This window comes from Longimonas halophila, from assembly GCF_002554705.1.
Lineage (GTDB): Bacteria > Bacteroidota > Rhodothermia > Rhodothermales > Salinibacteraceae > Longimonas > Longimonas halophila.
In genome coordinates, this window is record NZ_PDEP01000001.1 from 171,265 (window position 1) to 191,599 (window position 20,335).

The 20,335-nt window shown below is 58.4% G+C and carries 17 protein-coding genes; 8 read left to right on the forward strand and 9 right to left on the reverse strand.

Annotated elements, in window-relative coordinates; translation table 11 throughout:
• Positions 1-180: 180 nt before the first annotated feature.
• Positions 181-1,776 carry a fasciclin domain-containing protein gene (locus CRI93_RS00695; RefSeq protein WP_176521590.1) on the reverse strand — a complete coding sequence of 532 codons (1,596 nt, stop codon included), beginning with the start codon at positions 1,774-1,776 and terminating at the stop codon, positions 181-183.
• Positions 1,777-2,029: 253 nt separating this feature from the next.
• Entirely contained in the window at positions 2,030-2,374 is a 345-nt protein-coding gene (gene fdxA / locus CRI93_RS00700; RefSeq protein ID WP_098061040.1) for a ferredoxin FdxA, read from the reverse strand.
• A 151-nt stretch (positions 2,375-2,525) separates the two neighbouring features.
• Between fdxA and CRI93_RS00705 the strand changes: the two genes are divergently transcribed.
• A complete protein-coding gene (locus CRI93_RS00705; RefSeq protein WP_098060681.1) occupies positions 2,526-2,924 on the forward strand; it encodes a methylglyoxal synthase in 399 nt (132 codons plus the stop codon).
• A gap of 116 nt (positions 2,925-3,040) precedes the next feature.
• Positions 3,041-4,219: a murein transglycosylase A gene (gene mltA / locus CRI93_RS00710; RefSeq protein WP_176521591.1), complete on the forward strand. Its 1,179-nt coding sequence runs from the start codon at positions 3,041-3,043 to the stop codon at positions 4,217-4,219.
• A 334-nt stretch (positions 4,220-4,553) separates the two neighbouring features.
• On the opposite strand, the gene ruvB is transcribed toward mltA, so the two are convergent.
• Positions 4,554-5,591: a Holliday junction branch migration DNA helicase RuvB gene (gene ruvB / locus CRI93_RS00715; RefSeq protein ID WP_098060683.1), complete on the reverse strand. Its 1,038-nt coding sequence runs from the start codon at positions 5,589-5,591 to the stop codon at positions 4,554-4,556.
• 472 nt (positions 5,592-6,063) lie between these two features.
• Between ruvB and CRI93_RS00720 the strand changes: the two genes are divergently transcribed.
• The 3 genes from CRI93_RS00720 (at position 6,064) to CRI93_RS00730 (ending at position 8,814) form a co-directional block, all read left to right on the forward strand.
• Positions 6,064-6,906, forward strand: a complete 843-nt coding sequence (locus tag CRI93_RS00720) for a ParA family protein (RefSeq protein WP_098060684.1) — start codon at positions 6,064-6,066, stop codon at positions 6,904-6,906.
• Between the two features lie 477 nt (positions 6,907-7,383).
• Entirely contained in the window at positions 7,384-8,217 is an 834-nt protein-coding gene (locus CRI93_RS00725; RefSeq protein WP_176521593.1) for a ParA family protein, read from the forward strand.
• A gap of 33 nt (positions 8,218-8,250) precedes the next feature.
• A complete protein-coding gene (locus CRI93_RS00730; protein ID WP_141491496.1) occupies positions 8,251-8,814 on the forward strand; it encodes a hypothetical protein in 564 nt (187 codons plus the stop codon).
• A gap of 311 nt (positions 8,815-9,125) precedes the next feature.
• Here the strand turns inward: CRI93_RS00730 and CRI93_RS00735 are convergent, their stop codons facing one another.
• The 6 genes from CRI93_RS00735 to CRI93_RS15260 all read right to left on the reverse strand — a co-directional run bounded on the left by CRI93_RS00735 (position 9,126) and on the right by CRI93_RS15260 (position 15,180).
• Entirely contained in the window at positions 9,126-9,671 is a 546-nt protein-coding gene (locus CRI93_RS00735; RefSeq protein WP_098060687.1) for an inorganic diphosphatase, read from the reverse strand.
• A 185-nt stretch (positions 9,672-9,856) separates the two neighbouring features.
• Positions 9,857-10,480: a hypothetical protein gene (locus CRI93_RS00740; protein ID WP_141491497.1), complete on the reverse strand. Its 624-nt coding sequence runs from the start codon at positions 10,478-10,480 to the stop codon at positions 9,857-9,859.
• 72 nt (positions 10,481-10,552) lie between these two features.
• A complete protein-coding gene (egtD, locus tag CRI93_RS00745) occupies positions 10,553-11,566 on the reverse strand; it encodes an L-histidine N(alpha)-methyltransferase (RefSeq protein WP_098060689.1) in 1,014 nt (337 codons plus the stop codon).
• Positions 11,567-11,654: 88 nt separating this feature from the next.
• A complete protein-coding gene (egtB, locus tag CRI93_RS00750; RefSeq protein WP_098060690.1) occupies positions 11,655-12,986 on the reverse strand; it encodes an ergothioneine biosynthesis protein EgtB in 1,332 nt (443 codons plus the stop codon).
• A gap of 185 nt (positions 12,987-13,171) precedes the next feature.
• Positions 13,172-14,062, reverse strand: coding sequence for an SDR family oxidoreductase (locus CRI93_RS00755; protein ID WP_098060691.1), 891 nt, complete (start codon positions 14,060-14,062; stop codon positions 13,172-13,174).
• Between the two features lie 53 nt (positions 14,063-14,115).
• Positions 14,116-15,180 (reverse strand): sensor histidine kinase, encoded by a 1,065-nt coding sequence (locus CRI93_RS15260; RefSeq protein ID WP_176521594.1) that lies wholly within the window; start codon positions 15,178-15,180, stop codon positions 14,116-14,118.
• A 1,180-nt stretch (positions 15,181-16,360) separates the two neighbouring features.
• Here CRI93_RS15260 and CRI93_RS00765 point away from each other — a divergent pair.
• The 3 genes from CRI93_RS00765 (at position 16,361) to malQ (ending at position 20,295) form a co-directional block, all read left to right on the forward strand.
• Complete coding sequence (locus tag CRI93_RS00765; protein WP_098060693.1) at positions 16,361-16,927, forward strand: PH domain-containing protein; 567 nt, start codon at positions 16,361-16,363, stop codon at positions 16,925-16,927.
• An 88-nt stretch (positions 16,928-17,015) separates the two neighbouring features.
• Positions 17,016-18,773 carry a PH domain-containing protein gene (locus tag CRI93_RS00770; RefSeq protein WP_098060694.1) on the forward strand — a complete coding sequence of 586 codons (1,758 nt, stop codon included), beginning with the start codon at positions 17,016-17,018 and terminating at the stop codon, positions 18,771-18,773.
• Positions 18,766-20,295 (forward strand): 4-alpha-glucanotransferase, encoded by a 1,530-nt coding sequence (gene malQ, locus CRI93_RS00775; RefSeq protein WP_098060695.1) that lies wholly within the window; start codon positions 18,766-18,768, stop codon positions 20,293-20,295. Before CRI93_RS00770 ends, malQ begins: the two co-directional genes overlap by 8 nt.
• Positions 20,296-20,335 lie beyond the last annotated feature (40 nt).

The window sequence follows — 20,335 nt, forward strand, 5'->3', positions numbered from 1 at the left end:
ACCTGCATGACGCACAAAAAAGCCACCTTCCTGAGCAGAGCCTCACGACGAGCGGGAAGAAAAACAGTGGAAGTGTTGTTGCACAAACAAAAACGGGCAGCCCCTTCGTGGGGCTGCCCGTTTCGATGTGAAGCCGAAAGATTGAACTTCGGCTTAGCTGTTGTGGCTAAGACCAGGCGCTTACTCTTGAATGATATCCGACACCTCTACCGGAATCATCTGCGGTTCGCCCTGGAATTGGCCAATGACGCCTTCGTAATCGAAGGAACCCGAAGGAACCGGCTCTCCAATAAGCTGGGTTTCCCCTTCTTGCTGAACGCGGAAAACACCCTCATTTCCGTCACCGTCTACAGCCGTGTACGACGCACCGTTGCTGAACTCCGTATCTTCGGTGTTCAACGTCAGTCCGTTGATCCGAACCAGTACACTCTCGTAATCTAAGCCGTTGTTGGCCAGCTCCGTGAGTGTAATGGTAATCGGCTCCGGTACCGATGCTTCGCCGGTGATTTCGTACGAGGCCAGATCGTCTTCATTAATCTGGAACAGCCCATTGAATTCACTGATCGTGCCCGTCACGAGCACAGTAGTGCCCTCGGTGATCGTTCCATCAGCGATTTCAGCGTTGAAGTCGCCTTCAGTCTGGCGAATCACCATGCCGCTGGCGCCCAGGTCACCACTGTCATCCTGGATGCGCGCAAAGTCGCCGAATGCGCGCGTAACCGTGCCTTCAATCGTGACTTCGGTGCCTACGCCTTGTTCGCGGGCGTCCGCAATCGGAGTGGCCTCCGTCGGTTGCATGCTCGGCGGCATGAGCAGGCCATCGATCAGGTGGAATACGTTGACGAAGCCATCGCCCGCTTCGTTGAGACCACCGGCAAAGCGATCAACCCCGCCTTCAAGCACGATGTTGGCTTGCCCATCGTTGATCGAGATGCCCGAGTCGGTTTCGGTGAAGGTGATATCTTCTCCTTGAAGCGTCTGTACCGAAACTTCGCCACCGTTGTCGGCCAGCAAGGTTTGCAGCGTAGCAGCATCAATCGGACCGTTTTCGTCAACGATCACGTGGTACTGCAGAATCTGCTGCAACTGCTCCTGGGTGAAGTTCGCGGGGTCTACCTCTACAAGAGCCTCATTGATAGGAGCAAACACGGTCCAGTTCTCGGCATTCGAGAACGCGTCGCCCAAACTCGCCTCACTGGCAATACCGAGGAGCGCCTGCGTGGAGCTTGTCAGTCCGAGATGCTGCAAGAGCGTGCGGTTTTCCAGCAGCAGCCCATCAATCACATGCAGCACGCCATTGTCGGCTTCAAGGTCAGCCGTGGTGATGGAATTGCCGTTGACGAGGAAGTTGCCGTCGTCATCTGTGGTAATCAGGATCTCATCGCCCAGGGCCGTTTCCACCGTACCCTCACTCAACCCACTCGAAAGCACCGACTGCGGGAGCACGTGGTACTGCACCACTTCCTCAAGCAGTGCAGAGTTGTCGTCAGACAGGGCCGCTTCCAGATTGATGTCGGCAAACGAGTTATTGTTCGGTGCAAAGACCGTGATGTCAGCGTTCGGATCTTCCGTCAGGTTGAGCTGCCCCGACGCTTCTACCGCATCAAACAGCGTGCTCAGGTCATCCCGCTCTCCCAATATATCTGAGAGCAGCGTGGGCTCGTCGCCGTTATCGTCGTCGTCATCATCCATTCCGCCGCCGTTGTCATCGCAGGCGGTGAGGGAGAACACAAGGGCCAGGGCGAGCACATACGTTAAGGCTCGCGACCCTTTCATAAGTCGATTCAACATGGTATATGTCAGGCTACAAGGAAAAAAGATACGGAGGATAGAATCGAATGTACGCTTCAACAACGAACATACTGGTTCCACAGAACGGATACCACCACCTCCCCCTTTTGTTAACTACTTTTTACAAAGCGCTTCCATCTTGAGACGTTCTCAACGCCTTCCCTCAACGCCAAGCAGGCAGACGCGGTGTCCCCGCATCTGCCTGCTTCCGCTCAGTGACAATGGGACGTATCCCTGGTCACACATCCCACGTCAGAATGTCTTCTTCCGATTTCTCTTTGGTCTCCCACTCCTTGGCATCTTCGGGCGGCTCCTTCATCTCCGTGATGTTGTATCCCATCTCGCGCCACTGATTGGCCAGATACTCGTTCCACTGAATGTAATGCGCGTACTCCTGGGGCAGCTCGTCATCCGGATAGATCGCCTCGACCGGACACACCGGCACGCAGGCGTTACAGTCGATGCATTCTTCCGGCTGAATCGCTAAGAAGTTGGGGCCCTCGTAGAAGCAGTCGACAGGGCACACCTCCACGCAGTCGGTGTACTTACAGTTGATGCAGGGTTCGGTAACGACGTACGGCATGAAACGCGAAATAAGGGACATCCAGTGGTTGATTCGGATGCGTCTTAGTCTGTATCTTCTGTGCAGTTCCAGCCCCACCCGCCCCGTTGCGGCACCATTACACGGTATCCCTACAGCGGCTTTTCGCTCCTTGCACTTTTAGCGTCCACCTATGCCTGCTACTCTGGCCCTCATCGCCCATGACGGCAAAAAAGCCGACCTCATCTCGTTTGCCCATCACCACGCCGACCTGCTGCGCCAGTTCGAGCTTGTAGCTACCGGCACCACTGGCGGCCTGCTGCACAAAGAGCTCGACCTGTCCGTCACGCGCAAAGAATCGGGTCCGCTCGGCGGCGATGTGCAGATTGCAGCGGGCGTGATCGAGGACACCGTCGATGCCGTCATCTTCTTCATCGACCCCCAGGGCAAACACCCGCACGAACCTGATATCCAGACGCTCATGCGCGCCTGCGTCGTCAAAAATACGCCGCTTGCCACTAACGAGTCTACCGCGCGCCTGCTGCTGACCGATGAGCACATCGCACCCGATCCCGAGGGCTCGGTAGCGTAAAGTCCCTGCGCCTCCACTCCTTCTTCGCTCCCATCGAATTCGCCATCTGCTGTATGTTTTTGTTTAGGGGGATACGCCGTGTTGCTGCCGTATCCGCATGGAGCGTCTTGGTCCTTTTGGGATGTGCACTTGCGTCCGGATGCTCGGAACGGCCCGCCGCCAACGAATCCAGCGAGGCCCCCGCACTCACCGCCACGTCGGTGCCGTGGCATGCCCTGCCCGGACGCGCCTCCGCCAACTTCGCTCCCCCGGCGCAAGCCTTCCAGCGCTCCTGCTCCACCTGGGACGACGCCGATCCCGACCAGCCCATGCATCCCGAACGCGCCTGGTTCGGCACCATGGGCGACTGGCAGCACGCCTGTCGCCGCCTCGCAGAGCGTCCCGATTCAATATCGCTCAGCCACCGCTTCCGCCAGCTCTTTCAGCCCGTGCAGCTGAGCGTGCCCGGCACCACGTCGCTGCTCACCGGCTACTACGAACCGATTCTGCAAGGGGCACAAGCCCCCTCATCCCGCTATAACGTGCCGCTGCGCCGCGTGCCTGGCGACCTGCTGCGCATTGACCTGGGCGCATTCCGCGAGCGCTTTGAGGGCGAAACGCTCATCGGGCGCCGAGAAGGCAACCGCGTGGTGCCGTACTACGACCGCGAATCCATTCGCAACGGCGCACTCGACGGCCGCAACCTGGCGTTCCTCTGGGTCGACAGCCGCGTCGACAAGTTTTTCCTGCAGATTCAGGGCTCTGGACGCATCCAGTTGACGAATGGCACCATGACGCGCGTCGGCTATGCCGGACAGAATGGGCAGCCCTACCGCGCCATTGGCCGCGACCTGATTGAGATGGGCGAAGTGCCTCGCTCCGAGATGTCGATGCAGCGCATCCGCCAGTGGATGGCCAATCACCCCGACCGCGTCGACGCCCTGATGAATCGCAATGCCTCATACATCTTCTTCCAAGAGCGCACCGACCTCGATCCCAAGGCCGGGCCCATCGGCTCGCAGGGCGTACCGCTCACCGCCGAGTACTCGCTTGCCGTAGACCCTGAGGTCATTCCGATGGGCATGCCCATCTGGATCGACGGCAGCGCTCCCACCGCTACCGACGACAGCAGCACCGTCCCGTTTCAGCGGCTGATGATTGCCCAAGACACCGGTGGCGCTATCCGCGGCCCGCTCCGGGGCGACGTGTTCTGGGGCCACGGCCCCGATGCCGAAACCCGTGCCGGACGCATGCAGCATCCCGCCACCTGGCATGTGCTCGTGCCCCGCGCCGCGCTGTGGGACATTCCGGAGTAGAGAATCCAAGTTGCGAGGTACGGCACCAATCCTCCACATTTTGTCATTCTGGAGGAGCGAAGCGCGGGCCGCAGGTCATGCCTGTTGTACACAGGGGCCAACCCGTCATCCCCTGCGGGAATCTCCTCCACTGAGAGCAAAACAGATGCGATAAGGAGATTTTTCGACTCTGCAGATGCTTGGTGCATCTGCGCCGCTCAAAATGACATCCCTGTGGGGGGTGACTTGTAACCCGGGACTGGGAGCGGGGCGGACGTCCCGGGCGGTATCTACTCAAGAAAGCAGCATCTGAGAGGGGTACGTTGCTCCTCAAACATTAACCTGTGACACAGCCCTACTCGCCCTCAAACAGATCGCCCGATTCGGACGGGCGGTTGCGGTCGAAGTGCTTGTAGGCGCGTTTCAGGGCCACCCGCCCTCGGGGCGTGCGCTCCATGAACGCCTCCTGAATCAGATACGGCTCGTACACCTCCTCAATCGTGCCCGACTCCTCGCCCACCGACACCGCCAGGTTCTTGAGTCCGGTGGGGCCTCCGTCGAAATTGTCGATCAGGGTGAGCAGGATGCGCGTGTCCATGTCGTCGAGTCCGGCTTCATCCACGTCGAGCGCGTTCAGGGCGTGGTCGGCAATCGTTTTGGTGATTTCGCCGTCGCCCTCGACCTCCGCAAAATCGCGGGTGCGGCGCAGCAGACGGTTGGATACGCGGGGCGTGCCTCGGCTGCGGCGGGCAATCTCGAACGCGCCATCGTCGGTGATGGGCACATCCAGAATGCGTGCCGAACGCTTCGTGATGGCTTGCAGCAGGTCGGCGGTGTAGTAGTCATACCGGAAGTCGATCCCGAACCGTGCCCGCAATGGCGAAGTCAGCAGTCCCTTGCGCGTGGTTGCGCCCACCATTGTAAACGGCGGCAGCGAGATCTGCACCGTACGCGCATTCGGTCCCGAGTCGATCACAATGTCGATGCGATAATCTTCCATTGCCGAGTACAGATATTCCTCGACGACCGAGCTTAAGCGGTGGATCTCGTCGATAAAGAGCACATCGCCCTCCTCCAGATTGGTGAGCACGCCCGCCACATCCGCCGGCTTTTCGAGCACCGGTCCGCTCGTGGTGCGGATGCGCGCGCCCATTTCATTGGCCACGATATGCGCAAGCGTGGTTTTGCCAAGGCCTGGCGGTCCCGATAGAAGCACATGGTCGAGCGTCTCGCCCCGTTGCAGCGCCGCCGTCATGAACACGCGCAGGTTCTTCTTGATTTTCTCCTGCCCGATAAAGTCCTCCATTCGCTGCGGGCGCAGCATCGACTCGATGTCAGATTCAGATGGATCGTTTGTGTCAGGACGCAGAGCGGGAGAGCGCGATTCGGACATGAAAACACGGACAATGGATCAGCAGCACAGTGAGCGGCACAAGGGCATACGTAGCGGAGCACCCCTTGTGACGTGTGATTCAAGCCATTCGTCCGTCGCATAGTTTCTGGTGACTACGTCTCCGCATCTGATAGCCGAATCTGGATACAGATGGCGAGCATGGTACTGTGTGTCATCGAGGCGCCTCTACTTATTGCCCGATCCTCATGAAAATGCATCCTATAGGCTAAATCGTTGCATCGTAATAACAAGCTCCATCGGCTCAGATTGTAACGATGCGTGGAGCAAACATCATATTCCCAAAAGAACGTGCACTTCTTACCTTCTCTTCGGTTTGGTTTTGCGGAGTTAACCTCCCACCATCAAAGCACGGCGCTTTTAGGTGTGGCAATGTCGGGGCTTGCCATACGCATACGTTTCTTGCAAGTACAAGCTGTGCTAACGTAACTGTAGTATAAATACGGACGTATCGATGCACATTTTATCAGTTATGAATCACAAGGGCGGCGTAGGCAAAACGACCACGACCCTGAACGTGGCTGCCGCCCTGCACGAAAGCGGCCAACGCGTGCTTTTGCTCGACCTGGACAGCCAGTGCTCGGCTTCTTTTGCAATGGGGCTCTCACGCCAGGAACTCACCAGTAGCCCGTCAACCGCCGATGTCCTGTTCGGCAAGCGCGATATAATCGACACATGTTATCATAACGTATGGCCTGGGGTCGACCTGGTACCCGCCTCCATCGACCTTGCGCATGCTGGGCTGCGCCTTACGCCCGAAGACGGGGGACTGAAGCGGCTCACGCATGCGCTCTCAAGCCGCGCGGTCACCGAAACGTACGACACGGTTTTGATTGACTGTCCGCCTTCTATATCCGTGGTTACGCTTAACGCGTTGATGGCATCAACCGATCTGCTCGTTCCCACCGTGCCGTCGTATCTGTCGATGCAGGGGCTCAAAAGCATTGGCGAAGTCGTGTCGCGTACTCGTTCCGACTACGACAATACACTGGCTCTTTCCGGTATTGCGCTCACACGCATCAACCGCCATCGCTCCGAAATGGAGGACGCCACCCGCGAAATCCGGAATCACTACCACCGCAATGTATTCGAAACAGCGATTCCTGAAGACGAAGTCGTTGAGGAAGCCCAGAAGCGTCATCAGTCGCTCTTTACGCACGCGCCACGTTCAAAAGCAGCGAAACAGTACCGCGCCCTGACCGGAGAAATTACCCAACGATGGGCAAATTACGATGCGGTACTGGGTGGAATTCAACAGCCAACTTCGGCGAACACCGTATCGTCCTCAATCTCATAGCCTGGTGGTAGGCCACAGAATTTTTGGATCTCTGTACTGGATCTGCCTCGTACTTCCGCCGCGTCGAATCCGTGTGCATCCGTCACAAGGTAGGACAAAAGAGTAGCAAGCGCTCCATTTGTCCTGCTTTTGTGGTAGTATCCAGACGCATACGGCACGCCCTGCATTGCTTTCATGGGCTCGATACAGCGCTCAACAGCGTTCTTGCCGCCGTGCCTCTATAAACATGGCTACCCAACTGTAACAGTTTGGTGTGCTATTTGCGCTGTACACAGGCGCAACAGTTTTCTATGCTGGTTTGTCGTACCGTTGTAGATATGTTTCTGCCATAGAGGCTTTTGTTTATCGCAGAGGTGCCTCCCAATGTTGGGTCAAAGCTGCGCGCAGCCTCTTGCTCAGGCGCACATTCCACGCGTCTTATCGGAAGCGTTTGATCGTCTCCCTAACCCGTTTCTTTTCACGGCCCTTTTCGGCACTATGCTGCAAACTATACCTGTTGTTAACAACAAAGGCGGCGTTGCAAAAACGACGACCAGTATCAACCTTTCGGTGGGACTTGCCCGCCAGGGCAAGCGCGTGCTACTCATTGACCTGGATAGCCAGGGCTCGGCTTCGCTTGCATTAGGCATACCTCGTGCCAAACTCAACCCCTCAACCGCCGATGTGCTTTTTGGGGATGCCTCGCTCAACCGTTCCATTCGCGACCTCTCCATTCCGAACCTTGACCTGCTTACCGGCTCGCTCCGCCTCTCTAACGCCGACACCCGGCTGGGCAGTACCGAGCATCGCGAGCAGCATCTGAAGCGCATCGTTGACGAGGTCAATGACCGCTACGATGTTGTCATCGTTGATTGTGCTCCATCTACCTCGCTACTTACCATCAATGCACTGGTAGCCGCCGACGGGTTTATTATCCCAGTATCGCCTTCCTATCTCTCGCTCGAAGGTGTAATTAGCCTGGGCGAAGTGGTCCATAACGTGCGCCAGAACATGGGCGAAGCGGCTCCGGTGCTGGGGGTGCTCATGACACGTGTCCCCAAACACGATGAGGACGCTGAAGCCGTTATTGAGCAAGTCCGCAAACATTACGGCGGCAAGGTCTTCGACACCGTTATCCACAAAGACCCGGCACTGGAGTCGGCTCCTGGGCACGGCGAGTCGATCTACGCATATGCCCCCGACTCGCAGGGCGCAGCCGAGTATGAAGCGCTCACGCGCGAGGTGAGCGACCGCCTGGAGCGATATGGCGAAGTGTATCGCACGATTCAAAAGAATGAGAAGCGCCGCAGCGCTCATGCCTCCAACTCATAACCCGGATCCCTGAACCCGGTAGCCTACACGCTTATGCTTTTATCCTTGTCTTCCATCTTCCAGGACTTTTTCGACTCTCCTGAAGACGATCCGCTCTTACAAGACGATAGTACGTCCGACGACTCTTCAGATCGTGCGTCTTCAGGTAGCACGGGTGACCGCTCTTCGGAAACGTCTGACCGCGATGCGCCCAACGGTGCCTCTGCAGGCGATAAGCCAGTTGTGGGCGGTGATGGCGTGTCTTCTGATACCACTCCACCTCCGGCGTCCGCCGACACTTCGGGCCTGGAGGTTGCTCTTCCTGAGGAGCTTTCGGCCGATGTGCTCCGGCATAGCATTGCGAACGACCACACGGATGCATCTACCGCCTCCACAGACTCCAGCGGTGCCGATGAAGCACCACGGCGAACAAAGAAATTTGTCGTACCCTATAACGCGAGCACTGACGATCTGGAGGAGGTGAACGAAGCTATTTCAAGTGGATGGTCGTTCCGGCGTATTTCCGTAACAAAGGCACGAGCATCCGTCAAGCCCGAAGGCAAGAAGGTGATCATTACGCTGGAGCTCAACAAACCACGCTCGCTGTTCGACTTTTAGGCATGGTCTGAGAACGCGTTGTGTTTTACCACAAGTACACGCAAAACCTGAGTGGGCCTTCGCAGAATCGGTATTCCCAGCCCCCCAGCATGCCATTCCGAGTGCATGCGAGGAATTGGGTAGTGGATATACGTTAGATGATAACTCACCTGATAAAAATCCTTCCTGGGGCGAACCTGGAGCGAACGGTTCCCCGTTCGCTCCCGCCAGAGACGTTCGCGCCGGGCGGTGCTCCCAGTCTTCGGCTACCGGGGGACTCATTCGTCACTTAACAATTGGAGCGCTACTGATTTCTGCTCTGTGGTGAGCCGTTACGCTCCTGCTGGAGTTCCAAACATTTCCTTATACTGCTCCATGCTCTTCACTACCGCTTCGCGGGCGACCTCTGCGTCTGAGAAATCCTTAACAAGCACTTCCTTATCCTCCAGCTTTTTGTAGTCTTGGAAGAACTGATGCAGCTCGCGCAGGCGATGTTCGGGCAGATCTGAGATGTCGTAGTAGTCGTTGAACGCCGGATCGTCAACGTGAATGCAGATGACTTTTGCATCCTCCTGTCCTTCGTCCACCATGCTCATCAGGCCGATGGGACGGGCACGCAGCAGGCAGAGCGGTTCGACCGGCTCTTGCGCCAGCACAAGCACATCGAGCGGGTCTTCGTCATCGGCATAGGACTGCGGGATAAACCCGTAGTTGGCCGGATATACGACCGACGAGTACAGCATGCGGTCGACACGCAGCATTCCGCTGTCTTTGTCGAGCTCATACTTTACTTTCCCCCCTTGCGGAATCTCGATAATAACTTCGATGATGTCGGGGGCGTCAGGGCCAATGGAGATGTCGTGCCACGGGTGATCCATAAGAAGGCGTTACGACGTTGTGGGTATTCGCGATATTGTAGGCTTCAAACATTACGCAACGACGACGCTGAAAACCAGCGCCGCCGTTCGCTTTTTGATGGAATGCCTATGATTTTACACAAAATGGGTGGAGGGTGTGTGGGGTGTCCTCGCACCACACGGTGTGCAACATCAGGCACTACACGCTACGTGGTTGGACGCGCCGCCTCGGTGCCAGGCAGGTCAGCCCGAAGGCGTTCGGTGGGGTCGGTAGTCTGTTCGGTGCTCCACCAGTATGCAAGCAGCGCACTCATACCCTGCACATCAAGCACATCGGTGCTGATTTCGGTGCCCTCACTGCTGTCGTCAATAAGATGCCCCAGAGTACGGGCCAGGCGGGCCGCATCTTCGGTGGTGCGGTGCTCCAGGCGTAGGTTGCCTGTGCGATGGGCTGTACTCAACGAGAAGAGTTCCTCCCGGGCGTCGATAACTGCTTCCCCTTCCGATTCAGCAGCAGCCCCTTCGTCGGTCACCCGCACGTGTACCCGCACCGGACGCACGCCCCGATCGCTTAACGCGTCGGCCAGGGCTGTGCCAGATTCGTTGTTCACATACACAATGACGGACGACCGTGCTGTGTATGGACTCTCGGCCAGGCGATTTTGCACCTGCTTCGCCACATCTTCTACCGAGCCATCAATAGACTCTGTGAGCGTACGCCGCACGACAAAAACCTGGTCGTCTTCGTCATCGCGCTCAACAATGGTGAGTGCCAGTTCATCGGGAGTGCCTGGTTCAATAGCCAGCCCAAATGCAAATGCGTTTGCCATAATCGTATAAAGGTTCATTCGAAGAAGCGTACCGTTGGAAGCGATGGATCGCGGCTTCGTTTCCCATAACAGTTATGAATCCGCAACGTCCATCGTTGTAGGCTCAGCATAGTGCACACTGAACAATCGGTCGGGATCGGTCCATGTTGCACGAATCTGCCAGTTGGCCCGGGCGAGCAGGGCCTCGAATCCTTCAAGGGTGTACTTGTGCGAGTATTCGGTGCAGATCGACTCTCCCGACTCGAATGCAAATGACCGACCCGCTACCTGAACCGTCTGTTCGGTCTGGCTGACCAGATGCATCTCGATGCGATTGTGTTCGGGCACCCAGCGTGCTTCGTGAGCGAACTGGTCGATTGCAAAATCGCCGTCAAGCTCGCGGTTTAAGCGTATAAGTAGGTTTTTGTTAAATGCAGCAGTTACGCCCTGGGGATCGTTGTACGCATGGCGCAGGCGGTTGGGATCTTTCTTGAGATCGGCCCCGATGAGCAGCCCGCCGCTGGCTCCGACTCGCGTGCGCACCTGCTGCAGAAACGCGATAGCCTGTTCAGGTAAGAAGTTGCCGATGGTGGAACCAGGGTAGAACGCAACTGCGCGGGTGTATGCCTCGGCAGGTACTGGCATGGGCACAGTAGCAGTGTAGTCGGCCCACACGGGAAAAACGGGAAGCGCAGGAAACGCCTCGGCAATGCGCTCAGAGGCAGCCAGCAGGTGCTCTCGCGCAATATCAATGGGCACGTACGCTGCCGGGTCATGCAGTGCCTTCAGCAGCCGGTGGGTCTTCTGGCTGGTGCCGCTGCCGTACTCAATGAGCGCCGCTTTCGATCCTGCATGAGCGGCCATGTCATTGGCATGTGTGTCTAAGATCTGTACCTCGGTACGCGTGGGATAGTAGGCCTCCAGCGTACAGATGTCGTCGAAGAGCGAGGAGCCTCGTTCGTCGTAGAGATACTTGGCCGGAAGCTGCTTGGGCGTCTGCGACAGCCCATGAAGCACGTCGTCTTTCATGGACTGCGTAGTGCGCGGGCCGTCGGTCAGCGGGTGAACCCCCGGCTTGAGCGCGGTTGAAGGAATTGAGGAAGCCATACAACGGAAAGATAAGTCGGATAATACGAATTAGGGCGAAGCCGCGTGCTGCAGCTTCGCCCCGTTCTCATAACGCATCAAGCGCGGGTTACTGTGGTGTACGGGCCAGGCGCAGGCCCATAAACTGCCAGGCTTCATCGGGATGGAAGAAGTTGCGGTAGGTGGGCCGGATGTGCGTCTGCGATGTGGCACAGGAGCCGCCGCGCAGCACGAACTGTCCACACATAAACTTGCCGTTGTACTCGCCAATGGCACCGGGCAGCGGCTTGTAACCCGGATACGGCGAGTAGTGGCTCTGCGTCCACTCCCATACGTCGCCGTACATCTGATGCAGCGGTCCGTTGCCGTGGGTTGGCGTGTGGCCGGGTGCATCTGCCGAGAGGGCCTGAGGGTGGTAGGCGTCGTCTTCTACGAAGTTGCCTTGCACGGGGAGCCCTTCGGCGGCAACTTCCCACTCGGCTTCGGTGGGCAGGCGCGCGTCGGCCCAGCGGGCAAAGGCGTTAGCCTCGAAGTAGCTGAGGTGGCACACCGGCTCATCGGGGTTGACCTCGCGCAGTCCCCCAAGAGTGTACACGTACCACTGGTCGTCGTGGCGCTCCCAGTAGTACGGCTCGGTCCACTCGCGCTCCTGCACGGTCGACCAGCCCGCCGAGAGCCACAACTCAGGACGCTCGTAGCCGTCATCGTCCATGAACGCCATGTACTCGCGGTTGGTTACCAGTCGATTGCTAAGCTGAAACGACTGTACGTAGGTGCGGTGGCGGGGCGTTTCGTTGTCGTAGTGGAAGCCATCGCCATCGTATCCGATCTCGTAGAGGCCCTCGTCGAAGCCGACCCAGCGCAGCGGCATGGGCTTGTCGGGACGCGCTTCGGGCAAGTCGTCGCGGTACGACGGACGCAGCGGGTTGACCGACAGTACGTGCTTCATGTCGGTAACCATGAGCTCTTGGTGCTGCTGCTCATGGTGGATGCCGAGCTCAATCAGCGGGGCGATGGTGTCCATCGTGGCCGCATCGGCCTGGTCGAGCAGCGTGTGGACCTGCTCATCCACAAAAGCACGATACTCGAAGACCTCGCTCACCGTAGGACGCGAGATGTACCCGCGGCGATCGCGGCAGTGGCGCTCACCCGCCTGGATGTAATAAGAGTTGAAGAGATACGCATATTGCTCATTCAGCGGCTCGAAGCCGTCCAGGTGGGGCTCCAGCACAAAGGTCTCGAAAAACCAGGTGGTGTGAGCCAGGTGCCACTTGGTGGGGCTGACATGTTCTTCGGTCTGCACCACAAAGTCCTCGGTGTGCAGCGGCTCACAGAACTGCTCTGTCTGTGCGCGCACCGTGGCAAACCGGCTGGGCAATGTGGCGCGGTCGGTACATCGTAAGCGGGCCGAAGAATCGGTCGGGGAGACGGCAGTAGACATAGCGCGTTCGGGCGAAAGTGGAAAAGCGATTCATCGTTCAAGGCACATGTACACAAACGGTGTGCACGTGGATAAAAGAAAGCGTACACAGTGTCTGTACACGCCTTTGTACAGAACGTTACACCTCTGTCTTCCTGAGATATGACAGGTAGCCTATTTTACGCATGAAGCGGACGTATTGAGGGCTATGCTTCTTGGCGAAATGCGGCCGTTGGGTCGGGATAGGTAAACACATACCCGAGCGTATCCATGAGTTTGGTGGACACCACACGCTTTCCTTCGGTGTTAGAGTCGCCTGCAAACGTGGGCGGATCGCCCCCATAGTCACGAGCTGCCGCCTCGTAAAAGGCGCGCCGCGTAGGATGCTTGGGGGCAACCACGTTGAACACGCCCTGTACATCCTCTTGCTCAACAACCGCCTGAATTGCGCCGACAACATCCTGCTGATGCACTATATTAACGGGGCCCTCGGGGCGTTTCACATCCGTGCGCCCGGCAATAAACCGTCCGGGGTGGCGGTCGGGACCAAACAGCCCACCCAGGCGCAGAATTACGGCTCGTTCCGGGTAGGCGGTAACAATAATCTGTTCGGCTGAGCGCACGGCTTCGGCGGTGGATCGTCGGGGCGCAGCGGCCCCATGCGGCGCGCGTGGGTCAATGGCCTCTTCGGTGACGGGGACCTTCGTAGGCGGATACACGCCTGTGGAGCTGGTGTAGATGACCCGCTCTATGCCATGGGCCTGCGCCTGTGCCATGAGCACCGCGACCTGGTCGAGATACGGGGCTTCATCGGCGTTGGAGCGTCCTGGCGGCAGGGTACAGATGAGCACATCGCTGTCGAACAGATCTGGGACGGCAGGTTCCGGATCGGGACCAAAGGTAGTCACAAACGGCTCAATGCCTGCGTCGGCAAGCACACTGCGTTGGGAGGGGCGGGTGGTGCTGCCACAGACGGTGTAGCCCTGTTGCGCCAGTACACGTCCGGCAGCCAGCCCCACCCATCCGCATCCCACTATGCTAACGGATGGGGACTCTGCAGAATGTGGCTGCTCTCTACGAACGTCTGACGTTGACATGCCAATAGTGTGCTTCGAAAGGGATAGTGCGGTTCATCCCCTCGTATTAGAAGCTACTGCTGTAGTTCGCTCATAACAGACATTGAGGGCGACGATGCCGGGGTCCCCGCGTCTGTATCGGTTTCCTGTTCAGATGTCGGCTCGTGTGCAGACGGCTCCAGATTCACCGCGCTTTCGGGCGACTCGATGCGGGGGAGCGTGATGGTAAAGGTGCTGCCCTCGCCCTTTTCCGATTCGACGCGAATGGTGCCCTGATGGCGCTCAACGATCTGCTTCACAATGTAGAGCCCAAGCCCCGAAGATCCTTCGTTGCCGGTTGGCTCCGGCGAGAGGCGTTTGAACGGTGTAAAGAGCGCCTCTTGCTCGTGCGAACTCAGGCCCGGCCCCTCATCAGCAACCGACACATACACCTCGTCGTCCGTTGCCTGCACGGCAAGCTGAATGGTGCTGTCGAGCGGCGCGTACTTGACGGCATTGCTAACCAGATTATTGAGTGCCTCGCGCAGTCGGTCTTCGTCGCCCTCAACAAAGACATTGGTGGCGGCCCCATCGCAGGTAATCTGCTGCTGCTTGCGCTTGGCCTGATCGGCAAAGCTATGCATTACGAGGTGGGCCATGGAATCCACATTAACGGCCTGCTTTTCGAGCTCGCCATGCACGCTGCTGGCTGCCGAGGAAAGCAAATTGTTGATAAGCGTCATGGCCTCTTCTGCCGAGTTATGAATCAGCGACAGCCGCCGCGCAGCGTGGTTGTTGCCTACGCCCTCTTCCAGCATAACCTCCGAGAGGGCGCAGATGCCGAACACCGAGTTCTTAAGATCGTGCGCCGCCACCCCGAGCACTTTCGACTTCTCATCCATGGTTTGTTGCAACACCTTATTGCTGCGGATAAGTTCGGCGTTGTAGCGGGCAAGTTGGCGAGCCTGCAACTGAATGTGCGCGGTGCGCTGCTCAACCAGTTGCTCCAACTGCTCGTTGCGCTTCACCAGCTTGCGTGCCCCCCACGTCGCTGCCGCCATAGCAGCAATAATGAGCACGATATACGCCACTGTAGACCAGGCCACATCGTACCCGAGGAGAGCGGGGACGCCTACGCCCAGCACGGACGCTGAGAGCACATGTATAGGGAGGTCGCAGAGATTTTGCCCCGATAGCACCCGATCTTTTATTCCGGAAGAGTCATACTTATCGGCAGACATCGAGAGCTTGCCTTCAGTTGTCCGGCATGCAGTTAAGGGATTACGAGATAGCGAAGAAGGGATATTGGTAGTACGCTGCATAGGTCGTTTCGGAGCTGTACAGTAGTCAGGAGATCTATGCCATGTGCGTGATTTGCGCATCGACACAGTAGCAATAACGCAGTATGTGGATTCAAATGCTTCTCTGTATGTGCCAAATGTTTTCCTATACGTGTCAAACTCTGTTCTTAGTGCGTAAAAATGTTTGGGATTTGTGTCAACACGTAATTTCATGCCTGTCCCCCGTTTTTGAGTTCGTATTTTGAAACGGATGCTCCCATAGCTCAATGATATACCACGCTCGTCCCTGAACTGCTGTCTGTAATAGTTAGATGACCTTCTACAGTGCATTACCCATGACCCATATACTGGTATGGTAGCTATGCATGTATGCTGCTCTTTTGGCGCCCTCTTGGCGCGTGCAACTTGCGAAGGATTTTCAAACGGAGCACAGTACAGCGAATTTAGAGCCTGTTTGGATTGCTTACGGGGGTAGCGGTTCAATGGTAAGTGATTGTCATATGGCCGACATCATCGGAGCCAGACAACCCCCTCTGTCTATCGACATCTCCCCCTTGGAAGAGGGGGAGAAACCCAAACGAGTCCGCAGGACGACTCATGGAGCGCAGCGGAATAAAAGGGAGAGGGGCTTCGAATAAGACAAACCTACATTCTACGATAGCCTTATCACTTAGCGTCTACCCACTACCAAGAGAAACAGTGCCGCACTGCATAGACGGGGACAGTTTGTACAGTGCGTGCTACAGGGTATTTGTACTATGGCATGTTATCATACAACATATTCACACAAACATGCAACGCATCTCTGGAAAAGCAGGATGGTTTCTTGTGCTCTTTTGGCGCATCTTGCTGTAACCTGCACATATGGTGGGCTTATTGCAGAGGAACGTGCCAAGCAAGGGCCGAGCCACGCGTTTGTGCCCTTTGGGCCGGATCTTGCGCAGTGATTTCCGCAGGGCAGCCCCGACTGCTCTTCTGAAACCTGTCTGCACCGAACTGCTATGAGTAAAGCTTTTAATTTCGCCTTCCTCGTTGCCTCATGGCTTCCTCCTCAGCCGTTTCGTCGCCCGATGCATCGTCTGCCCCAGACGGAGTGCGGCGCGCCTTGCTCCCCACAAGCCGCCTCACAGCGCTGGAGGCTGACTTGCAGTCGGTGTGGCGCATTAAGCTCTGCCTCCTTCACACCGTGGTGTTCCTGACAGCCCTGTTTTTCGGCATTACGCAGTGGTTTTCTGGGGCCAATGGTGCGGTCATTCTGAGTGTGCTGGGCGGATTGCTGCTTCTCATGACACTTTACATTGTGTTTTGGCCGCGCTGGCGCTATCAGGCCTGGGGCTATGACTTGCACGAGGATGAGTTGGTGCTGGAGCACGGCGTCATTACGCATGTGCGCTCGGTGGTCCCGCTGCGCCGCATCCAGCATCTGGATGTATCGCAAGACCTTTTCGAGCGCGAGTTCGATCTGGGGCGTCTGGTCATCCACACCGCTGGCACACGCTCCAGCGATGTCGTGATTCCGGGCCTGCCGCTGACCACCGCCGAGCAGATTCGCGACGACGTAAAGCAGTACATCTTAGACGACCCGCTCACCGAAGACGTGCTGTAGCACGCTGCTGTAGCACGCAACGGCGTGTACGCCTCCCAATCCCTCCGCTCGTCTCTCTTTCCACTGCGTTTTTCACTGCATTCTGCCTATGGCCGCCCCGTCTTCTGACTCATCGCCTGCTGGCTCGTCGGTGCACGACCCCTCGGCCTCAGAGTCGACAGCAGCGAACGGCCCCTCTGGCGACTCATCATCCGACTCGCCCGCTCCGCTTGGTGCGGTGCGTGAACCCCAGCGGCTACATCCGCTCACGCTGTTTGTGCGCCTCCTTACAAGCCTGCCCGCACTTGCTCTTGTTCTGCTGCCCACGCTCACGAACGACGACGCCCAGGTGTGGCTGCCGCTCTTCTTCGGGGCCGTCTATGGACTCGTTGCGCTTCCCGCTATCGTCCTGCAGTATCTGCGGTTCAGCTACCGCATCACCCCGCAGCAGATTGTCATTCAAAGCGGGGTACTGAAACGACAGAACCGCAGCATCCCGATAGAGCGTGTTCAGAACGTGGAGATCGAGCGGCAGCTTCTGGCGCGTCTGCTTGGCCTGGCAAAGGTTCGTGTAGAAACCGCCGGGAGCGCCTCTACCGAGGCCAGCATCGAATACGTGTCGGTACAGCAGGCTCAGAAGATTCGATCCTCTGTGCGGGCGTTCCAACGGGCCGACGAAGATGCACAAAGCAGTCGCGATGCCACCCCCTCAGAGGCAAACGCAACAGCGCCCAATGCCCCGACTTCGTCCCCCCGAACGCTCTTTTCGATGTCGCTGCGCCACGTGCTGCTGGCGGGAGCCTTTCGGTTTTCGCTCTTCTACCTGGCGCTGATCTTCTCGGTGCTTCAGTTTGTGGATCCGGAGACCCTCACCAACTGGCTGCTCCTGTCGCAAGACCGCATTGATGTCATTGTCGACGCCATGTACCAATCGCCTGTGATTACGGCCCTGGGCACCGTGGTCGTAGCTGCACTCCTGGGATGGCTCTCCGGCATCCTGCTTACGCTCAACCGCTACTACGGCTTTACCTTGTGGCTGGACGGCGGTAAGCTGCGCAAACGGCATGGCCTCTTTACCGTCACCGAAGGCACCATTCCGCTGGCCAAAGTGCAAGTGCTTATCGTGCAAACCACCCCGCTGATGCGCCTGTTTGGCTGGCACACGCTCGAAGTGCAGACGATGGGCCTCAACACCGACCAGCAAGGGCAGCGCGTGGTCGCCCCGTTTGCAAAGTGGGAAACCGTCATGCGCCTGGCCGACCATGTGCGTCCTATGGAAATGCCCGATACGTTCGATCGTGTCTCGCCCCTTACCATCCGCCGCCACTTCTTGCGCCGCCTGGGCGTGCTGCTGGCAGCCCTGGCCCCGGCGGCTTACTTCTGGCCCCACGACTGGTGGGCGCCCTACGACGTGGCGCTGCCGTGGTGGAGCCTGCTCGTTATTCCAGCGTTGGGCGTAGCCGCCTACCTGCACTATCACTACCACCGTTTTGCCATCCACCACGACGGCTTGTACGTGCGCCGGGGTGTGCTGCGCCACTACCTGTGGATGATTCCCATCAACCGCTACCAGGTGGCTTATGCTACCGATAGCCTCTTGCAGCGCCGCCTGAACCTCAAAACGCTCTTTGTGGATACCGCAGGGGCGTCGGCGTTTGCGTATCCAGATATTGTGGATGTGGAGGCCGATACTGCCGACGATGCTGTCGACACGATTTACGGCCAGTTCCACACTTTGTACCGGGCCATGGTCTCGGAGGCGAAGCATTCTGCCTCTCCCACTACTCCGCTCGACCTCCGGCAAGCCGCTGCCGCTGTTCCTCGTGCGCTCCCTCTTCCCAATCCAACCGACTCGTCTCGTGCCTAACCCTCGCCAGAGTGGACTCCTTGCCCATATTACCTCGCTGCCCAGCCCACACGGCATCGGCGATCTGGGCGACGCGGCCTACGCGTTTGCCAATCGCCTGCACCAAACGCACCAGCAGCTCTGGCAGGTGCTCCCCACCGGACCCACCGGGCCGAGCGGGTCGCCCTACAGCAGCCGGTCTACGTTTGCGGGCAACCCCATGCTCATCAGCCTCACCCCGCTGCTTGATGATGGGCTGCTCACCGACGGAGACGTGGCTCCGCTCCGCAACCTGCCTACCGAGCGCGTCGATTATCCGGCTGTGCTCAAACACAAGACGGCGGCGCTCACCACCGCGTTCGAGCGCTTCGACACACGCACGATGGGAGCCCAACAGGCCGACCTGAGCCGCTTTCGTATCCGCCATGCCGACTGGCTGGCCGACTACACGCTCTACGAGGCCCTGCGTGAGGCGCACGGCAACACACCGTGGACCGAGTGGCCCGCGCCCCTGGCCCGCTACGAGTCCGACGCCGTTGCCGAAGCGCGCCACATCCATGCCCGAGCATGTCGCAAGCATGCCTACTGGCAGTTTCTCTTCTTTCAGCAGTGGCAGGCGCTGCACGCGTACTGCCGCCAGCGCGACATCCAGTTCTTTGGCGATCTGCCCATCTACGTGGCGCACGACAGCGCCGACGTATGGGCGCACCAGGATCTCTTTCGACTGGATGACGACGGCCAGCCGACTGCAGTAGCCGGCGTTCCGCCCGACTATTTCAGTCCCAACGGACAGCGCTGGGACAACCCGCTCTACCGCTGGGACCGTATGGCCGACAACGACTTTGCGTGGTGGACGCGCCGCCTGCGCCATGCCTTTAATCAAGTTGACCTGCTGCGCCTGGACCACTTCCGTGGCTTTGACCAGTACTGGGCGGTACCGGCCCACGCCGACACCGCCGTTGATGGCTACTGGGAAGATGGCCCCGGCGCGCCGTTCTTCGAGCACCTGCAGGAGACGCTGGGCTCGCTGCCCATTGTGGCCGAAGACCTCGGCGACATCACCGATTCGGTGTACGAACTGCGCGACCAGTTCGACTTTCCGGGGATGGCGGTGCTCCAGTTTGCGTTCGAGACAGATGCAAGCAACATCTTCCTGCCGCACAACTACCGACCGAACACGGTCGCCTACACGGGTACGCACGATAACAACACCCTGCGCGGCTGGTGGTCCGACGATGCCACCGCCAAGGAACAGCGTGCAGCCCACCGCTACCTCGATCTTGACCATGCCCCCTCGCTTGTTCACGCCGCCCACCGAGCGCTGTGGGCCTCGACCGCTGAGCGCGTGGTGCTGCCCCTCCAAGACCTGCTGGAGCTGCCTTCGGGCGCACGTATGAACACGCCCGGCACCACTACCGGCAACTGGCAGTGGCGCTTTGCTCCTACGGCTCTGGACCGCGCCGCCTTCGACCGCCTCTCGGATTGGACGCTCGCCTACGGCCGTGCAACGCCCCACAACCGCTTCGCCCAGATGGACCGATAAGAGGCTGTGCTTTGTCAATAAGTAATACCAAATCCGGTTG